The sequence below is a fragment of the Arthrobacter sp. M4 genome, assembly GCF_020251205.1.
Taxonomy (GTDB): Bacteria; Actinomycetota; Actinomycetes; order Actinomycetales; family Micrococcaceae; genus Arthrobacter.
Genome location: NZ_JAIWYX010000022.1, coordinates 1 through 18387, shown reverse-complemented (window position 1 = coordinate 18387; position 18387 = coordinate 1). Strand labels below are relative to the sequence as shown.

The window sequence follows — 18387 nt, the reverse complement described above, 5'->3', positions numbered from 1 at the left end:
CCCGATTTCACATCCAGAGCCGACTCCTATATCCTTGAACAGTTGCTTTTGCAGCGGATCGGGATGTAGCGCAGCTTGGTAGCGCGCTTCGTTCGGGACGAAGAGGTCGCAGGTTCAAATCCTGTCATCCCGACAAATAACGTTAGGACCCTCCTTTGTGGAGGGTCCTAACGTTTTTAACAACCCATTTGCGTTCATTCCAATTTCGGCACAAATAAAACCCCGGGGCAGGCTCGCGAATGTCGCTTAAGGAATGTCCCGGGGTTTATTCACTTCACAAGATTATTGGTAGGAGCAGTGTTACAACTGCCGCTCTTCGTCAGGCTGACTTTGTCATATAAGGGCCACCCATCACATTGGATCGGGCCAGTTGCCGATGGCCTGGGGCTGAAGCTGTGCTCCCATGGGGTCAGGCCAGTTTCCAATGGCGCTCAGTGCGCTCATGGGGTCAGGCCAGTTGCCAATGCCCAGAATGACGCTGACCGAGTCGGCCACCGGAGCGGCGGAGACGACAGCGGGGGCCGCAGCAGAAAAAGCGAGTGCACCCGCCAGAGCGGCGGACGCAGCAATCTTCTTAAACATGGTTGGTTCCTCAATGCGAGTCGGATTCGTGATTGAATAACGCGGTCCCTGTTGACACACATTGTAAAATGTTTTCCACAGAGACTGTCAAGGTTTGGTGCGAGGCAGCCCACAGCGAGGAGGAATCGGTGGGAAACGGATTCGGAGAGAAACTTCGTGCCGAGCGTCTGGAACGCGGTTTAACCCAGGCCGAACTTGGACGGGACCTCTACTCACCAAGTTACATCTCCTTGCTGGAGACCGGCCGTCGCGAGCCGACGCCTGAAGTAATAGAAGAACTTGCCCGCAGGTTGGAGCTGGCGCCCAAGGCCTTGGAAGCTTGGAGCCAGCCTGTTTCCGTGAGCGACGCGGAATATGTCTTGGCAGGGCTTTACGCACGGCAGGCCTGGGACCTCAGGGACTACCCGCTGGCCGCCAGCCATGCCGCCACGGCCGCGCAGATTGCCCTCGAGGCCAAGAACACAAGCGCCTGGTGGAATATGACCTACATGCAGGCCGAGTGCCTCATGAAACAGGGGCAGCTCAAGGAATGCCAGCAGATCATCCAGCACCTCCTGGACCATCCCATGGCAACGGAATCCGCGGGACTTGGTGTCAGGGCGCGCCAGATGCTGGCTGCGGTCTGTCACGGACAAGGCCAGCTGACTACCGCCGTCGAACATGCCACGGACGCCGTTAGGCAGGCGGCGCAGCTGCCCAAGGGCTCGACCCTGGTGATCGGCGCGCATCGCGCGCTCATCGGCGCCCTGGCCGAGAGCGGCAAGCTGGACGAGGCGTGGAAGTACTGCCAGGACATGATGGAGCACATGGACGAGCACGCCATGACCCAACTGGCAGGCGAGGTGGCCTGGGTGGTGGGCAACGTGGCGTTTATGCGGCACGACTATGCAGAAGGCATCAAGCACCACGAGCGCGCGGCCAAGCTGCTCTCCCCCGCCAACGACATAGACCTGTGGGCCCGCTTCAACAAGGCGTCCGCTGCCGTCCGCCTGTCCTCCGGAATCGTTGAACCGGAGACCCTGTCCGCCATCGAGCGGGCCGAGTTGGCGCTGTCCATTGTTGGCGGCAACAAGACAGACCAGCTGGAGGTGGCGTTTATTCGCGCCCGCTGGCTGTACCTAACCGGGGACATCCTGAGTGCGGTGGCCAAACTGCGCACCATCCACGCAGAACGCAAGGTGCTGGCGCGGCACACGGCTGGCGAGGTCTCGCTGCTGCTGGGCAAGGCGCTGAAGGCAGCGGGGGAGAACTCGGAGGCGCTGGTTCACCTCGACGAAGCGCAGCACGAGTTCACCGAAGCCGGGGCAGCCGACCGCGTGCAGCAGGTCATGGACGCCACCCTGGAGATTCGCTTGGCAGAACGCCGAGCCCAGGCCCGTCCGGAGCAAGCCGGGCCAGCCAAGGCAAGCTAGACGTCAACGCACCCGCGAGATGGCATTTAATGGCGATGTTTTTGAAAAACACTGCCATTAAATGCCATCTCGCGGTAATGGGGGTTGCTGGAGGGTTTAGGCGAACGTCCTGCCGGTCAGCTTCTCGAAGGCCTCGACATACCTGGCTCGCGTCCGGGCCACGATGTCCTCGGGCAGCGCAGGCGGCGGGGTGTCAGCGGCCCTGTCCCAACCGGATTCCGCAGAGGTCAGCCAGTCGCGGACAAACTGCTTGTCGTAGGACGGCTGAGCCTTCCCGGGCTGGTACGTTGATGCGTCCCAGAAGCGGGACGAGTCCGGGGTGAGGACCTCATCGCCCAGGGTGATCACGCCAGTAGCTACATCCACGCCGAACTCCACCTTGGTGTCGGCCAGAATGATGCCACGTTCCCGGGCGATTTCCTCGGCCCGGGTGTAGATCTTCAGCGTGAGCTCCGCAAGCCGTGCGGCGATGTCGTCCCCCACAATCGCCACAACGTCCTCGTAGGTGATGTTTTCATCGTGCTCGCCTACCTCGGCCTTGGCTGACGGCGTGAAAATGGCCTGCTCCAAGCGGGAGCCGTCCACAAGTCCCGGAGGCAGCGGAATGCTGCACACCGTCCCGGACTCCTTGTATTCAGCCAGGCCGGATCCGGTGAGGTAGCCGCGGGCGATGCACTCCACGGGGAACATCTCCAGGCGTTTACAAATCATGGCGCGGCCCTCAACGGCCGCCGGAACCCCGCCGTCCACCGTTGAGGCAATAACGTGGTGTTCCACGTCCAATTGCTCAAACCACCAGAGGCTGAGCTGCGTCAGGATGCGGCCCTTGTCCGGGATCTCGCTGGACAGAACGTGGTCGTAGGCGCTGATGCGGTCGCTGGCGACCACCAGGACGGCGTCCTGGCCGATGGCGTCGCGGATCGCGTCATCGGCAGGCTCGTAAAGGTCGCGGACCTTGCCGGAGTAAACGTGCTTCCAGCCAGGCAGGTCCAGGATGGGCGCGGCAAAGCCTCGCGTGGTGGATTCGCTCATATTTAGGCCTGCACCTTCGGGATAGTTCCGGTGGACGCATACGGGACGCGGATGCCGCCGCGGGCGGCCTTGCCTGCTATGTCCGTGCGGAACTGGGAGCCCTCGAGCTGAACCAGTTCAACGCCGTCGTACGCCCGTTCGCGTGCCTCAACGAGGTCCGTCCCCAGGGCAACCACGGCGAGGACCCGGCCGCCGGCGGAGACAACCTTGCCTTCGTCGTCGAGCTTGGTACCGGCGTGGATGACGTGCACGCCTTCCAGCTCGTCCACCTTCTTCAGGCCGCGAATGCGGTCACCGGTACGGGGCGTGTCCGGGTAGTTTTCGGCGGCAACCACGACGGCGACAGCCGAGTCCTTGGACCAGCGCAGCTCTTCTGCCTTGTCCAGTTCGCCCTTGGCGGCTGCGAGGAGAAGGGCGCCGAGCGGGGTCTTCAGTCGGGCGAGGACTGCCTGGGTCTCCGGGTCGCCAAAGCGCACGTTGAATTCGATGACGCGCGTGCCGCGCGAGGTCAGGGCGAGGCCGCAGTAGAGTACGCCAACAAACGGTGTACCGCGGCGGGCCATCTCGTCCACGGTGGGCTGGGCAACGCGGTCGATGACTTCCTGGACCAGGCCTTCCGGAGCCCAATCCAGCGGGGTGTAAGCACCCATGCCGCCGGTGTTGGGGCCTTCATCGTTGTCGAAGATGCGCTTGAAGTCCTGCGCCGGGGACAAGGGCACGGTGGTGTGGCCGTCGCAGAGGACAAACAGGGAGACCTCGGGGCCGTCCAGGAACTCCTCAATGACTACGGAACCGCCGGCGTCGAAGCAGGACTGGGCGTGGGCCAGGGCTTCGTCGCGGTTTTTGGTGACCACAACTCCCTTGCCGGCGGCCAGGCCGTCATCCTTGACGACATAGGGAGCGCCGAAGGCATCCAGGGCGTCGACGGCTTCTTCAAGGGTGCTGGCCACACGGGCCATGGCGGTGGGAACGCCAGCCTCGGCCATGACCTGCTTGGCGAACGCCTTGGAGGCCTCCAGCTGCGCGGCTTCCTTGCTGGGACCGAACACCGGGATGCCAGCTTCGCGGACAGCGTCGGACACACCGGCTGCCAGCGGCGCCTCGGGGCCGATGACCACCAGGTCGACGGCGAGCTTGGTTGCCAGGGCTGCAACGGCCTCCGGGTTGTTCCCGTCGATTGCGTACGTGGGAACAAGCTTGCTGATGCCTGCGTTGCCCGGAGCCGCGTGGACTTCCGAGACGTTTGGGTCTTCGAGCAGGGAGCGGACAATGGCGTGTTCGCGGCCGCCGGGGCCAATGACGAGTACCTTCACAATCTCTTAGCGTACTTCTCAGACCCTGCTGGCTCCTAAGCATGACCGGAGCCATCCGCATCCAATGATTGGATCAATCCGGATCTGGAGTCTCCTTCATCTGCTGTTTTGTCACAGTGGCCAGCATTACGTTGGCGGGCACGGCGCTGGATAAGATCAGGCCATGGCCGCAGGAAATGTTCTGGGCCCCATCCTGGAAGTGATGACCTGGGTGGGGCTTGTCCCAGGGCTGCCCTTACTCCTGGTCGGCTGGCTGCGCCGGAGACGCCGCTGTCCGTGGATCAGTACCCCGGCCGAAGTTGTTGCGGCCGGAAATTACACCGGGTTCCGCTGGGCGGACGCACCCGGATCAACGCGTTTGACGCTGCTGCCCCGTGACGAAGCCGGGGACGTGGAGCCCGGAAACCTCATTACGGTTCACTTCGACTCGTGCCACCCTGCCCGTTGGTCCCTCACACGGCCTAGGCATGACAACACCCTGCTGATTCTCGGCTGGATCTTGACCGCTGTTGGCATCCTCTCAGTCATCGGGGGCTTCCTGTTGCTCCTCGCCGGAGCCTAAGTCCGCGCAAACTAGCTCCGCGCGGGCCAAGTCCGTGCCAGCTGAATACGTTGCGGGGCTGGCTTTGCCGCGGATTACCGGGGTTTACAGCATCGCGGCCATAGACTCTTGGCATGCCGACGCGTGCGCATGAAACCTTCTCAGTTGAGTCCGCCGTCGAGCTGGCAGTCATTGAGCGTAGCGGCTTCATCGAATCACGACACATCGGTTCCGCTGTGGTCGTCGCCCGTGACGGAAGCGTGGTGACCCAACTGGGCGACATCATCGCACCAATCTTTGCCCGCTCGGCACTCAAACCGCTGCAAGCCCTGGCCTCCATGCAGTCTGGCGTCCCCCTACGCGGAGCCCAGGTGGCAGTTGCCTGTGCAAGCCACACCGGTTCCTTGGACCACATGGACGTCGTTTCCGGGATGTTGAAGGCGGCCGGACTCAAAGAGGAGCAGTTGCTGTGCCCGCCTGACTGGCCAATTGACGAGACCGCCAGGAATTGGCTGGTGCGTTCGGAGAGCGGGCAGTCCCGGCTGGCCAACAACTGCTCCGGCAAGCACGCCGCATTCCTTTGGGCCTGTGTCGAGAACCATTGGGACACGCACAGCTACCTGGAACCTAATCACCCGCTGCAACAGCGTGTTCGTGCCGTGATCGAGGAGTACAGCGAGGAGTCCATAGCGCACCTCGGCATAGATGGCTGTGGCGCGCCGGTTGCAGCAGTGTCCCTGACGGGTCTTGCCCGGGCCTATTCGCGCTTGGGGCGTGCTCCGGGGGACCCGTCGTCGAACGCCCGAGCAGCCACGATTGCCACGTCCATGTTGGATTATCCGTGGGCCGTGCAGGGCAAGGGCGAGGCGAACACCATCGTGATGAATGAACTCGATGTGATCGCCAAGGTCGGTGCCGAGGGGGTGCTGGCGATGGCCACCTCGGCGGGCGCCGCCGTCGCGATCAAGATGCTGGACGGGAACCCCCGCGCGACGACGCTGGTGGGGCTCACGCTTTTGGCCGTCGCCGGAGCCGTGGATATCCCGGGCGTTGCGAGCGTGCTGGAGAAAGTCGTGGAGCCGGTGCTGGGCGGCGGCCGTCCCGTGGGCAAGATTCGCCTGGGTCGGGCCGTGTCCGCAATGCTTGACTAGGCTTTTCGATACTCATAAGGAGACCCCGGTCATGGCAGGAGCACGTCGCCGCATCGACGTCGGCGAGGGACAGGCGGCGCTGGCCGCCTGGGTGGCGACGCAGGACGCAATTCAGGGTTCGGACGGAAACGCCGCACCGCCGTCGCGGTCTGTCATCGCGACGGCGGTACGGTATTCGCTCGAGGAGGTAACGGCGCGGGCGCCGGGGAACTCGGTGGAGGTGCGGGTCCCGCCTTTCGGCGTGACCCAGTGCGTGGAGGGGCCGCGGCACACGCGTGGAACCCCGCCTAACGTGATCGAGTGCGACGCCGATACTTGGCTTGGCCTGGTAACCGGCCGCCTTGCTTGGGCTGAGGCGCTGGACGGCGGCCGGGTTGCCGCCTCCGGTTTGCGTGCGGACTTGTCGGGGATCCTCCCGCTCTAAGGCCTCGCAAGAAACGTCCCTCGCCCGCAATTTTGTTGCTGGGCAACAACGAAACAGCGGGCAAGAAACGTCCATTGCTGGTCAGTCCGGACTGACGGCGTTCTGCTGGCTGCCGGAGTGCTCTGCGCGACCTCGCTTGCTCATCTCGAACTGCGGGATGTCGTCGCTGGTGGGTCCGCCGCGGAACTTCGGTGACGGGGCCTGGCCTTCACTGAGGCGCTCGAGTTCCTGCTCCTCGTAGGCTTCCTCCTGGCCGAGCATGATGGCGGAGTCCTCGTTGGTGATCTCGCCGCGGAAGGCGCGGACCATAACGCTGCGGTCGAACTGGCCCTCCCACTTCGCCACCACGAAGGTCGCTACGCAGTTGCCGAGCAGGTTCACTACAACCCGCATGGAGTCCATGAGCCGGTCAGCACCAAGGAGCAGGGCGACGCCGGCAACCGGGAAGATGCCGAGGGCAGCGGCCGTGGCGGACAGGGCGAGGAACGACGATCCGGGAACGCCAGCCATGCCTTTGGACGTCAGCAGCAGCACGCCCAGGGCGGCCAGCTGCTGGCCAAGGTCCAGGTTGTGGCCGAAAGCCTGGGCCAGGAACAGCAGCGAAATGGACAGGTAGATCGCCGCGCCATCCAGGTTGAAGGAGTAGCCCGTCGGAACAACCAGGCCCGTGGTTGCCCGCGAGCAGCCGGCATTGGTCAGCTTGGTCATGATGCGGGGCATAACGGCTTCGGTGGACGCGGTGCCCAGCGCCAGGAGGAATTCTTCCCGGGTGTACTTGAGGAAGCTCCACAGCGGAACGCGTGCGAAGGACCAGGCCACGATGAACAGCAAGCCGATGAACACAATTGCCGCGCCGTAGCACGCCAGTATCAGCAGCGCGTAGGTCCCCAGCGTGCCAAGCCCATACTGGCCGATGATGAACGCCATGGCACCGAAGGCGCCGATGGGAGCGACCTTCATGATCCAGGACATGATCTTGAAGATCAGTTCCAGGACTGTCTCCATGAGGCTGATGACCGGGAGGCAGCGCTGGCGTCCAATCACTACGATTGCGGCACCGAAGAACACGGAGAAGAACAGGACCTGGAGCAGGCTGTTGTTTGCGAATGCTCCGACGACGCTGGTGGGGATGACGTCCAGGAGGAACTGGGCGGCGTCCTTCGGGACAGCGTGGCCTGTCTTGGCGTCAACCGCTTCCTGGGACAGGGTGGTGGGATCGATGTGGAGGCCCGCACCGGGCTGGACGACGTTGCCGACCACCAGTCCGAACACCAGGGCGAAGAGGGTTGCAGCCGTGAAGTACAGGAGTGCCTTGACCCCGACCCTTCCGACAGCCTTGACGTCGCCCACTGCCGAGATTCCCGTGACAATCACGAGGAAGATCAGCGGAGCGATGATCATCTTGATGAGTTGGATAAAGCCATCGCCCAAGGGCCGGAGGGTGGACCCGATGTTCGGCCAGAAATTGCCGATGAGCACACCCGCGACGACGGCGATCAGAATTTGGAAGAAGAGCGACCTGTACAGGGGCTTCTTCTTCAGCGGGGCCGAACTCGCCTTCAGCGCCGCGGAGTCTGGGATCTTCATTGATCTGTACCAATCAGTTGAGAACTCCCCGGTTACCGGGGACTCTTTCAAGGTATTCCAGATCACACTATTCCACAAGAGGGAATTGAATTTTCACGATGCGGAAGCTTTATCGACGAATTGTGACTCAGTTCTCTCCAGGTCCGCTGTTCGGCGTTCAGGCTGAAGTCCTGCTTCCACGAATACCCTGTACCCCCTTTCCGGATCGAAGCCGTGGACCTCCTTGGTGTCCAAGGCAGCCATGAATTCCAGCGTCTTGTGCGTAATGACCTGCCCTGGAACCAGGATCGGGAAGCCTGGCGGGTACGGCGTGACGAAGCCCGCGGACACTACCTCCTTCCCGGCTTCGATCCTTGCCGCCAGTTCCTCCGCGAAAAGGTACTCAGTAGACCCTGCTTTGTAGCCTTCGAAGTAAGCGGCCCGAAGGTCGCCATCGGGACACAGCCCGTCCCTACGGAAGCGGTCCGCGAACCGGCTGAAGTCAGGCAGCGGCGGCGTCCCGCCGTCGTCGGAGGCTGCGGTGACGGCACCGATGGCCGACCGCCCGTGCGAAGCAACCGCGGCAAGTGCCCGACGGCGGGTGGCGGGTGCCGTCGTCGACCGCTCCTCCTCGAACGATTCGGCGAGCTTGACGAGGACTTCGATCAAGTACGCGACCGAACTACGGGACGTGCCGATGTTGGTCATGAACAGCACCGTGTTGCGGGATGTCTTGTTGACCTGGATGCCGTGGCCGTCGGCGAGGTAGCGGTGCCGGAAGGTGTCGCCGTCGATCCCGGTCCCGCTGATGTCCAGGGTGAGGCGGCTGGGATCGACCACGAACTCGTCGTGCTGCCAGGCGTCCGCGAGTGCGGCCAGACCGTCGCGGTGCGGCATTGCCGGGCCGGTCTTCCGGTAGGGCGCCTCGATGAGGTCCCGCGAAGTGAGGACGCGGAAGTATTTCTTGAGGAGGGGATGCCGGGCGACTGACTGCGCCACACTGGTGGCAAGGTCGGCCTGTCGCTGAACCAGTCCGAAACCCTCCAGCTCCACCTGGCGCCGCCCGACGTCCAGGGACGCGAGGATCTGGTAATTGGGCGAGGTGGATGTGTGGGTCATGTACGCCTCGCGGAACGACTCACGGTTGCGCTCGGCGAAGTCCTGGTCAAAGACATGGATCATGGAGCCTTGGCGGAGCGACGTCAGCGTCTTATGCGTGGACTGCGTGGCGTAGACGCGGAGTCGCGCCTTGACGGGATCCGGGATCAGCCGGGTCTCCAGCCAGGCTTGATCGTCAACCGGCTGCCCAGTCACCGGATCCCAGAGCCGCGCCGCCTGTTCGGCGTGGCGGGTCCCGTAGGCAGGATCGCCGAAGGACGCTTCCAGTTTCCGGGCCGCCGCCATTGCGGTGCGGCGGCGGAAGACCGGGTGGGAGCGGGCGAACGCGAACCATGCCTCGTCCCAGAGGAACACCAGGTCCGGCTTAATGGCCAGGCACTCCTCCATGACGCGCTCCACGTCGTACACGATGCCGTCGAAAGTGCAGTTGGTGAGCGTGATCATCTTGACCTCGTCCAGCCGGCCGGCTCTCCGGTATTCCAGGAGCCTGGCTTTGATGCTGGCCAGCGGCACAGCGCCGTAGAAGGCGTAGCGGTCCAGGGGGTAGGCGTCCAAGTAGCTGACCTGCGCCCCGGCAAGTGCAAAGGCGTAGTGGTGGGACTTATGGCAGTTTCGGTCCACGAGGACCACGTCGCCCGGAGCAAGGATGGACTGGTGGACGATCTTGTTGGCCGTGGACGTACCGTTGGTGACGAAGAATGTCTGCTGCGATCCGAACGCGCGCGCCGCAAGGACCTGGGCCTCCTTGATGGAGCCATGCGGATCCAACAGGGAATCCAGCCCGCCCGAGGTAGCCGAGGTCTCCGCCAGGAGCAGGTTGAGTCCGTAGAAATCCGCCATGTCGCGGATCCACGGCGAACCCACTACGGAGCCTCCCCTCGACACCGGCAGGGCGTGGAACACGCTGGCGGGCTTCCGGCTGTACTCCTGCAGGGCGGTGAAGAACGGCGTGCGGTAGCGCTCCGCGACGCCGGACAGGAGCGACAGGTGCAAGTCGAGATGATCCTGTTTGCGGAAGATCCTCCGGAAGCGCCTAGTCAGCGAACCGGCCAGGCTTTCGATCGAGACGCCCGCCGTCAGGTACACGTCAACCTCGGGCCGAAGGACAGTGAGTTGCTCCGCGAGTGCCAGGATTTGTTGCAACGGCCGCGCACCCGCCGGCGCGGGCGTGGTGTGCGTTGTCAGGTAGGTCCGGAGGTCCCGGCCCAGTGGCTGGCTGCTGGTCGCCACAAAGCCGGGACGAAGGATGCAGGCCTGGATCGCGGGATTCAGCAGCATTGCAACGAGGGCGTCCTGATAGCTGGGAACCACCACAAGCTCGTATGTGAAGGCGTCGCCGGGCCGCCGTTGGGCGATCAGCTCCGCCTTGAGTTCGCCCGCTTCGTCGGCGGTCATGTCGTCCACCACCAGCACCTCGAATCGGGGCCGTTCGTCGGCACGCTGCGTCACATTGAGCCGGTGGGCATCGCCGTCGTCGTCCTGCCCTTCAGCAGCGCCGGGCGGCGGCTGGTTGTTCCGAGACTGGGCTCCCCCACGACCCGGCGCTTTTGGCGCCAGGCCGTGAAGCAGTTCAAGCCCCGCTTGGAAGTCACCGCTTCCCAGGGCCGCTCGCAACTGTCCCACCGCGGCTTGCCCCGGTGCGGCCCAATAGAGCTCGACGGCGTGCAGCAGGCTGAGCGCCTGACGCGCCTGAGCCTTCAGGGCAGTGTTGGCCGCTTGGCCGCCAGGTCTCGTGCGGCCCTTGGCCAGTTGCCTGAAGGCGTAGCCCAGGAACTCCCAGGAGTCCGCGCGGGAGCGCCAAGCGCTGCTGGGGGTGTCAACGTCGTTCGGGGCAGCTTCGATATTCACTGTTGAGTTGTTTTCCATTGTTGGTTTGGGTGCGGGCCAGCGGTTCTGGGTTTGGTGGTTTAGCTTGCGATGGAGGACATCAGGGACGCGTCACCGACTAGTTCCCGGCCGTTTTCTACGGCGTCCGCTGGATCGAACTGCGTGGTTTTCATTCCTGGGGTCTCCTTTGACTCCATTGAATTCATGAGCCCGGCCCCATTGCCCGGCGCACGGTAGACCACTCTAGGTTCCAGCCTCGAACAAAGAACTGTCCGGGCCGCTAAATTCGCGCGATGCTGGTTGTGCCGCGAAAACAAAACCACTTCGGCGCGCGGAGAGTAAAGTTCTTGGCCGAACAACCTCCTCAAAGAAAGAAATTCGGTGGCACCCCACAAATCTGCTGAGCATGTCAAAGGCGCCATGCTCAGCGACATACTTGAAGACATCGGAGTCGACCACGGACGGCTGGTAGTAGCCCCGGCTGCGGATAACGGAACAGTTCGCGGAACCGTCATAGCCGACGCCGAGGACGATGAACCCCTCCAGCCCGGATCCTTGGTCCTGCTGATCGGAGCCCGCGGCCGCGCCGCCCTGCCGGCAGTTCGCAGGCTGCTCCCGCGACGGCCCGTGGCCATTGCGGTCAAGGGCACCGAGGCCGAGCTTGAGCCCATGGCGGAGCTGCTGCGCCCGGCAGGCGTCGGACTGATCTCAGTTCCCCCGACCATGCGGTGGGATGCCTTTGAGGGCATCGCACGGGACCGCATCCAGGAGCCCGGTCTCTCCAGCGAGGCCTCTGACGTCATGCATCGGGACCTCTTCGCCATCGCCGCGACCACTGCCACGCTGGCCAATGGACATGTAGTCATCGAGGACCCCGCCAACAGGGTGCTGGCCTACTCGCCGGCCTCCCACGACGTCGACGAGCTGCGCCGGCTGTCCATCCTTAGCCGGAGGGGGCCCGAGCGGTACCAAAAGCTGCTCAAGGAATCCGGTGTGTACAAGCATCTGCAGGCGTCTGAAACGCCCATACATATGGCCGCCAATCCACAGGAAGGCCTCCGGGAGCGGGTGGCTGTGGGGATCCACGCCGGGCGCCGGGTGCTCGGGTACATCTGGTTGCAGGAAGGGACCGAGCCCCTGGCTCCCAACACGGACAAGATCTTGGTGGGCGCGGCGCGCCATGCGGCGATCGAACTTGTCAGGCACCGCAACGAACAGTCCCAGGCCCTGCGGCGCGACCGGATTTCCAGCCTGCTGAGCGGCACGCCTCAGATCCATTCGCAGGCACAATCCGCGGGCATCGATCCCGCCAAGCCTGCAGCCCTGGTTCTTATCTCGGCCAAGGGCGACGACGACACGGCCCCGGGCCTGCAACTGCGGCGTGGTGAGCTGGCCAACGTAGCATCGATCCACGCCGCGGCCTATCGGCCCGGCGCGGTGGTGGGGGCCATCGGGCTGGAGATAGCGATGATCCTGCCCGACCTCGATCCCGTGAAGTCACCCCCTGCGATCAACCGCTTGGTCAAGGCGATCGTGCGGGATGCCCGCGTCCACCTGCACTGCCAGGTGCAGGCTGCGGTGGGGCCCGTCGTCGACCGCCTCGATGAACTGCACAGCACGCTGGACCGTGTCAGGAGCGTGCTGAAGGTCTTGGAGGACACGCCATCCATCAACGTCGCTTCCTACAGTGACGTTGAAACCAAAGTGCTCACTCGGGAGCTTTTTGGGCTTCTGGGCTCCAGGACCCGCCTCCGGCACGACGGCATCACCTTGCTCTGCTACCGGTATCCCGAGTTCGCTGCCACTCTCCTTGCGTACTTGGAGTTCTTCGGAGACGTGAACCGGTGCGCAGAAGAACTCGCAGTCCACCGGAACACCGTGCATTACCGGCTCCGCCGTGCCTGCGAGTTGAGCGGCATCGACCTGCAGGATCCCGACCAGCGGCTCCTTGCCCACCTGCAGATCCGCCTCTGGACACACTCCATGCCGCCGCTGGACGAGCAATTCGAGGCCGCCCCCAATGATTGACCTGCAAAACCTCCTGGACGATATCGTCGGGGACATCCAGCCATTCCTTGGACAGGGCGCGGCAGCGGACTATATCCCTGGACTAGCGACCGTGGATACAAGCCAGTTCGGCATCGCGGTCGCTACCCGCGGCGGCGAGGTCTATGCTTCCGGCGACGCCACCGTGCCGTTTTCGATCCAGAGCATCTCGAAGGTATTCACGCTGGCGTTGGTGCTGGCTGGCGACGACGACAGCGTCTGGAAACGCGTCTTCCGTGAGCCTTCCGGCAACCCCTTCAACTCCCTGGTCCAGTTGGAGCACGAAGACGGGATTCCGCGCAACCCGTTCATCAACGCCGGTGCGCTGGTGGTCACGGATAGGCTGCTCAGCCTCACGGACGGCTCCGCGGCGGAAGCCGTGCGTAGCTTCATGCGGGACGAAAGCGGCAACCCCGGCATCGATTCCGATGCCGAAGTGGCCGCCTCGGAAGCTCGAAACAGCCACCGCAACGCCTCCCTGGCGCATTTCCTTGCCAGCTACGGAAACCTGGAGAACCCGGTAGACGAGGTGCTGGACGCGTACATCGCACAGTGCGCCCTGGCGATGAGTTGCACAGACCTTGCACTCGCGGCCAGGTTCCTGGCCACCAACGGCAGGCGGGCCGACGGCACTGCCTTCCTACCGGCGTCGCAAACCAAACGGATTAACGCCGTCATGCTGACCTGCGGAACCTATGACGCCGCTGGCGAATTCGCCTACCGCGTGGGCCTGCCGGGCAAGAGCGGCGTGGGCGGCGGCGTCATCGCCGTCGTGCCGAATAACTGCACCATCTGCGTCTGGAGCCCAGCGCTGGACCGCTCCGGCAACTCGGTGGCCGGAGTGGCAGCGCTGGATGCCTTCACCACGCGCTCGGGCTGGTCGATTTTCTGAGGCCGGACACGACGGCCGGATGAAACGGCTAGTTCAAGATGCGCGTTCCCTCCGGAAGGTTCCCTCCGTCCAGCAGACCGGCCACGGCATCGGCGAACGCCGTGAGAGCCACCCGCTGGGTCCACGGGCCGTAGGAAATCCGGGATACGCCAAGCTCCTGGAGCCGTGCGGGAAGCAAGGAGCCGGGGACATTGATGACTGACACCTTGTTCCAGCCAATGCCTTCAACCAGGGCTGATACGTCAGCCTCATCCAACAGGCCCGGCACAAAGACGTTGGTGGCGCCGACCTCCAGGAACGCCCGGCCGCGTTCAACCGCGTCCGCCAACACATCCTGCCGTTCACGCCCCTGGCCTCTGAGCAAGACGTCGGTGCGGGCATTGAGGACGAAATCGATACCCTCGGACTCAGCTGCCCGGACCGCCGCGGACATCTGGGCGACGGCGTCAGGGAGCGGACGCGCCTGGTCCTCGATATTGGCACCCACGACGCCGACGCCAATCGCCTTGCGGACCGTCTCCCCTGGGTTGCCGTATCCGGACTCGAGGTCCGCGCTGACAGGGAGATTGGAGGAGGCAGCGATTCGTCCCGCCGCCTCGATCATGAGGTCCACAGGGATGTTCTCGCCATCTTCATATCCAAGGGACGCGGCGATGGAGTGGCTCGCTGTGGCCAAGGCGGCCGTCCCGGGAACCTCGCTGGCGACTTTGGCGCTGACGACGTCCCAGACGTTGATGATCTGGAGAACCTGCGGAGCCTCGTGGAGGCGGCGGAGTTCGGTGGCTTTGGCAGCAATGGTGGATGTCATGGGGCGAGACTAACCCGGGCCCCTCGGCAACGCGGCCAGCAACACCCGGTAATCCCTAACCCCGCCCGATGAACGGCATGCCCGCAGCGGTGACCAGCAGGGAACCGACACTCGCCGACGGAGGCATGTTGGCCATGAGCAGCACCGCGCGGGCGGCGTCCTCCACCGGGAACATCGGCTCGACTTTGCGGGTACCATCGGCCTGGAGAGCTCCCGTGCCGACGCCGATGGTATCCATGATCTCGGTCCAGGTATTGCCGATGTCGATCTGCCCGCAGGTGATGCCAAAAGCCCTGCCATCCAGCTCGATGCTCTTGGTCAGCCCCGTAATCGCATGCTTTGTCACTGTGTACGCGACAGAACGAGGCCTGGGCGAATGCGCGGAGATGGAGCCGTTGTTGATGATCCGGCCACCTTGCGGGGACTGGGCTTTCATGGCGCGCACCGCCGCAGCCGCGCACAGCATCGCCCCGGTGACGTTCACGGCCACGGTTGCTTCCCAGTCGGCGACGCTGATCTCGTCAACCCCTCCGGCGGGGCCGAACGTGCCTGCATTGTTAAACAGCACATCAACCCGGCCCCAACGTTGCTGCGCGGCTTCGAAAAGTCGTTCGACGTCGTCGGGCGCCGTGATATCGCACGGCACTGTCAGCGCGTTGGGGTTACCCGCGGCAGTCTCAAGCAACGCGGCTTCGCGCCGCCCGGCAAGGGCGACGCGATAGCCTTCGGCGAACATCATTCGGGCGACGGCCCGGCCAATCCCCGATCCGGCGCCGGTGACGACGGCGACGCGGCCTTCCGCTGCCGGGCTGCCGCCGTCGGGGTTGCCGGATCCAGACGTTGCGTGCTCGGCCACGCTCAGCGGCCCTGGCCCTGGGATGCCACGGAGGTAGGCGTCTCAGTGCCGGCCAAGCTGCCCGAAATCGGCCAGCCGATCACCGTTTTGGGTCGCGGCGCAGCATAAGTGCGGACCTTCGACGTCGAGAGTCCCAGCCGGACGAGCGATTCGGCGATGGTGACCGCGGCAGCGACGCCGTCGACTACCGGGACGCCGCAGCGCTGGCGGATCTGTTCATCCAGGCCCGCCATACCGCCACAGCCCAGGACGATGACCTCGGCCTTGTCATCCTGGACGGCCTTCTCGGCCTGCCCAACGATCGCCTCCACGGCGCGGTCCGGGTGCTCTTCGAGTTCCAGGACGGCCATGCCGCTGGCGCGCACCGACGCACAGCGTGCTTCCAGTCCGGCCAACTTGAGCCGGTCCTCGATGAGTGGAACCGCGCGGTCCAGTGTTGTGACCACCGAGTACTTGTGCCCCAGGAACATGGCGGTGCTCGCTGCCGCTTCCGTGATGTCCACGACAGGCACATCCAGGAGTTCCTGCAGGCCCTCGCGGCCATGTTCGCCGTAGCCGGCCTGGATGACGGCGTCGAACGGTTCCGGATAGTTGACCACGGCGTCCATCACGGCGATGGCGGCAAGGTAGCTTTCGAAGTTTCCTTCGCAGGAGTCGGCGCCGAAGCGCGGTGTGATCCCGATGATCTCCGTGCCGGGGGCCGCGGCGAGCCTGGCTTGGGCCGCGATCGACTCCGTCATGGATGCGGTGGTGTTGACATTCGCGACAAGGATTCGCATGGTGCCCTCTCGTTTTGCTCTAGTGGACGCTTTCGACGGCGATCGGCTCACCCGACACGTCGTCATACTGCCTCTTGCGGTCCGCGATCACAAAGTACAGCACCGCGGCGAGGCCCGCACCGAAGAACCAGGAGAACGGCGCCACCGGCTCCAGGGCGGGGATAAACGCCACCAGGATTGCGACGGCGGCTGCCGGCATCATGGCAAGGATCGCCTTGGGATTAACGCCCTTCTTGTAGAAGTAGGCGCCGGTGGACTCTTCCGTGTAGAGTTGCGGGACGTTGACGCGGCTCTTGCGGACCAGCCAGTAGTCGGCCATTACGACGCCGAACAGCGGACCGAGCAGGGCGCCCAGGCCGCCTAGGAAGTACACGATGACCAAGGGGTTGTTGTACAGGTTCCACGGCAGGATGACCAGCCCGATGGTGCCGCTGACCCAGGCCGCCTTGCGGAAATCGAGCTTCTTGGGGAGGAGGTTGGTGAGCGCGTAGACCGGTGCCACGAAGTTGGCCATGAGGTTCACGGCGATGGTGAGGATGAGGATGGCGGCGCAGGCCAGGACCAGGAAGAAGGTGTTGGGGATGGTCTGGATGATGTCCGACGGCGTTTCGATGACCTTGCCGTTGATCTTGTACTGACCGCCGGCCAGGATCACCACGATGGCGCCAAAGACCAGCATGTTGATAGGAATACCCCAGAAGTTGCCACGGACAATCGACTTCCTGGTGGTGGAGGAACGCGTGAAGTCGCAGAAGTTCAGGACGAACGTGCCGTAAATGGAAACCCATAGGGCGCCGCCGGCGAAGATGCTCCGCCACATTTCGCCACCTTCGAGGTTCTTGATGCCGGACCATTCGATTGCTCCGCCGGCCTCGACGAACACCCAGATTGCCAGGGAGACCATGGTGACCAGGATGATGGGACCGGCGAAGGCCTCGTACTTGCGGATCATCTCCATGCCGAAGCTGACGATGACCAACTGGATCAGCCACAGCGTGCCGAATGTCATCCAGCCGAGCGTTGAAAGGCCCAGGATGGAGTTGGTGTCCAATTCCTTCAGGCCCGGGAACATGGCCACCAGCATGACTCGGAAGACCACCGAGGCCAGGAAGGTCTGGATGCCGAACCACGCCACGGCCACTGCGCCGCGGATCAGGCTTGCGATCTGCGCGCCCCGGATGCCGAAACTGATGCGGCTCATGACAGGGAAGGGAACACCCGTCTTGTGGCCCATGAATCCGGAGAAACTCAGCAGGCCAAACAGCAGCACTGCGCCAATGCCAAGGGCAAGGAGGATTTGCCAGGCACCGAGGCCCAGTGAGAAGAGCCCGACGGCGAACGCGTAGTTGCCGAGGCTATGCACGTCGTTGGCCCACAGCGTGAAGATGCTGTAGGCGGTCCATTTACGGCCCTTTTGCTTGGTGGGTGCGAGGTCCGGGTTGTAAAGCTGGGGACTAATGGAATGGCCTACGGCCGAGGAAGCGTCGAACAGCAGGGCTTCGTTGGCCTGCTGCTGGGTGGATGCTGCGTCCACCTCCATTGCTTCCGGAGCTTCGACGCCTGAGGAACGCGTCTGCATCATGGTGATTCTCCGCTTTCGATCCGATTCCGCTTGAGGCTGCGGCGTCGTCATTGACTGCACCTTGCCTGCGTGTCGTTTTGCGCTTCCTGCACTTGGAAGACTTTTTCACATTACGGAATCTAGGTTTTGAATAGTGGAATAATGGTATGAGCCCGATCACAGGAGGTCAAGGTGTCCGGATTTGGGGCGCGGTCACAATCATCCCTGACAGCCTTAATGCCCGATGGCGGCGGCCTCGCCTTGACTGCCTAGATACCACCTCGATAATCTCGAATTACAGAAAAACTTTCTCACTATACGAGAAACACTATGTCTGCGCGGGAACACACCCTGCGCGCGGGCTCCACTGTGCGTACAGCGCCCACACATTCAAAGAAGAAAGAGGTTGGACGTGGCTGTAGGAGAAGACACCTCACACATCCTTAGCGTGTTGACGAACCAGCTGCCTGATCGTGAT

15 protein-coding genes and 1 tRNA gene are annotated in these 18387 nt (G+C 63.7%); 7 read left to right on the top strand and 9 right to left on the bottom strand.

The window, feature by feature from the left end:
- The first annotated feature begins 59 nt into the window (after nt 1–59).
- A tRNA-Pro gene (locus LD110_RS21315) sits at nt 60–133 on the top strand.
- Nucleotides 134–351: 218 nt separating this feature from the next.
- Here LD110_RS21315 and LD110_RS21310 read toward each other — a convergent pair.
- Nucleotides 352–582, bottom strand: coding sequence for a hypothetical protein (locus LD110_RS21310; RefSeq protein WP_225501937.1), 231 nt, complete (start codon nt 580–582; stop codon nt 352–354).
- Between the two features lie 128 nt (nt 583–710).
- Between LD110_RS21310 and LD110_RS21305 the strand changes: the two genes are divergently transcribed.
- Complete coding sequence (locus LD110_RS21305) at nt 711–1994, top strand: helix-turn-helix transcriptional regulator (RefSeq protein ID WP_225501963.1); 1284 nt, start codon at nt 711–713, stop codon at nt 1992–1994.
- Between the two features lie 96 nt (nt 1995–2090).
- Here the strand turns inward: LD110_RS21305 and LD110_RS21300 are convergent, their stop codons facing one another.
- Together LD110_RS21300 and purD are read right to left on the bottom strand one after the other, a co-directional pair.
- Nucleotides 2091–3026, bottom strand: coding sequence for a phosphoribosylaminoimidazolesuccinocarboxamide synthase (locus LD110_RS21300; protein WP_225501936.1), 936 nt, complete (start codon nt 3024–3026; stop codon nt 2091–2093).
- 2 nt (nt 3027–3028) lie between these two features.
- The gene (purD, locus tag LD110_RS21295; protein ID WP_225501935.1) at nt 3029–4339 is read right to left on the bottom strand and encodes a phosphoribosylamine--glycine ligase; all 1311 of its coding nucleotides are present in this window, start codon (nt 4337–4339) and stop codon (nt 3029–3031) included.
- Between the two features lie 163 nt (nt 4340–4502).
- Between purD and LD110_RS21290 the strand changes: the two genes are divergently transcribed.
- From LD110_RS21290 to LD110_RS21280, 3 genes are all read left to right on the top strand, one after another.
- Nucleotides 4503–4901 (top strand): hypothetical protein, encoded by a 399-nt coding sequence (locus LD110_RS21290; protein WP_225501934.1) that lies wholly within the window; start codon nt 4503–4505, stop codon nt 4899–4901.
- A 113-nt stretch (nt 4902–5014) separates the two neighbouring features.
- On the top strand, nt 5015–6031 hold the full coding sequence (locus tag LD110_RS21285) for an asparaginase (protein ID WP_225501933.1): 1017 nt from the start codon (nt 5015–5017) through the stop codon (nt 6029–6031).
- A 31-nt stretch (nt 6032–6062) separates the two neighbouring features.
- Nucleotides 6063–6455 carry a sterol carrier family protein gene (locus LD110_RS21280; RefSeq protein WP_225501932.1) on the top strand — a complete coding sequence of 131 codons (393 nt, stop codon included), beginning with the start codon at nt 6063–6065 and terminating at the stop codon, nt 6453–6455.
- Between the two features lie 81 nt (nt 6456–6536).
- Here the strand turns inward: LD110_RS21280 and LD110_RS21275 are convergent, their stop codons facing one another.
- On the bottom strand, nt 6537–8042 hold the full coding sequence (locus LD110_RS21275) for a cation:dicarboxylate symporter family transporter (protein WP_225501931.1): 1506 nt from the start codon (nt 8040–8042) through the stop codon (nt 6537–6539).
- A 93-nt stretch (nt 8043–8135) separates the two neighbouring features.
- Complete coding sequence (locus LD110_RS21270; protein WP_225501930.1) at nt 8136–10988, bottom strand: aminotransferase class I/II-fold pyridoxal phosphate-dependent enzyme; 2853 nt, start codon at nt 10986–10988, stop codon at nt 8136–8138.
- A 360-nt stretch (nt 10989–11348) separates the two neighbouring features.
- Here LD110_RS21270 and LD110_RS21265 point away from each other — a divergent pair, with 360 nt between their 5' ends.
- Nucleotides 11349–12995, top strand: a complete 1647-nt coding sequence (locus LD110_RS21265) for a CdaR family transcriptional regulator (protein ID WP_225501929.1) — start codon at nt 11349–11351, stop codon at nt 12993–12995.
- Entirely contained in the window at nt 12991–13905 is a 915-nt protein-coding gene (locus LD110_RS21260) for a glutaminase (RefSeq protein WP_225501962.1), read from the top strand. The genes LD110_RS21265 and LD110_RS21260 overlap by 5 nt, the downstream gene beginning before the upstream one ends.
- 28 nt (nt 13906–13933) lie before the next feature.
- Here LD110_RS21260 and LD110_RS21255 read toward each other — a convergent pair whose 3' ends face one another.
- Genes LD110_RS21255 through LD110_RS21240 form a run of 4 tightly spaced genes read right to left on the bottom strand, consistent with a single transcriptional unit; the run spans nt 13934 to nt 17927 of the window.
- On the bottom strand, nt 13934–14713 hold the full coding sequence (locus tag LD110_RS21255; RefSeq protein ID WP_225501928.1) for an isocitrate lyase/phosphoenolpyruvate mutase family protein: 780 nt from the start codon (nt 14711–14713) through the stop codon (nt 13934–13936).
- Nucleotides 14714–14768: 55 nt separating this feature from the next.
- A complete protein-coding gene (locus LD110_RS21250) occupies nt 14769–15569 on the bottom strand; it encodes an SDR family oxidoreductase (RefSeq protein WP_225501927.1) in 801 nt (266 codons plus the stop codon).
- 2 nt (nt 15570–15571) lie between these two features.
- A complete protein-coding gene (locus LD110_RS21245) occupies nt 15572–16348 on the bottom strand; it encodes an aspartate/glutamate racemase family protein (protein ID WP_225501926.1) in 777 nt (258 codons plus the stop codon).
- 19 nt (nt 16349–16367) lie between these two features.
- Nucleotides 16368–17927, bottom strand: coding sequence for an NCS1 family nucleobase:cation symporter-1 (locus LD110_RS21240; RefSeq protein ID WP_225501961.1), 1560 nt, complete (start codon nt 17925–17927; stop codon nt 16368–16370).
- Between the last annotated feature and the right edge of the window lie 460 nt (nt 17928–18387).